At 73.2% G+C, this 291-nt stretch carries 1 protein-coding gene; it reads left to right on the forward strand.

Annotated elements, in window-relative coordinates:
* The coding region (locus HMPREF2581_RS33895; RefSeq protein WP_168173302.1) for an Ig-like domain-containing protein at nucleotides 1–291 on the forward strand (291 nt) is incomplete at both ends.

Below are 291 nucleotides of genomic sequence, written 5' to 3' on the forward strand. Positions count from 1 at the left end.
GCGACGGCCAGCCGGACACCACCGTGGTGGTCGGTCCCGACGGCAACTTCGAGGTCCCGCTGAACCCGCCGCTGACCAATGGCGAGACGGTGACGGTGATCGTTACCGACCCGGCCGGCAACAACAGCACCCCGGTGACCGTCGAGGCGCCGGACACCACCGCCCCGGCGCCGGCCACCGACGTGCAGGTGGCGCCGGACGGCAGCAGCGTCACCGGCAACGCAGAGCCGGGCGCCACCGTCGGTGTCGACACCGATGGCGACGGCCAGCCGGACACCACCGTGGTGGTCG

Source organism: Pseudomonas sp. HMSC057H01, from assembly GCF_001836405.1.
Lineage (GTDB): Bacteria > Pseudomonadota > Gammaproteobacteria > Pseudomonadales > Pseudomonadaceae > Pseudomonas > Pseudomonas aeruginosa.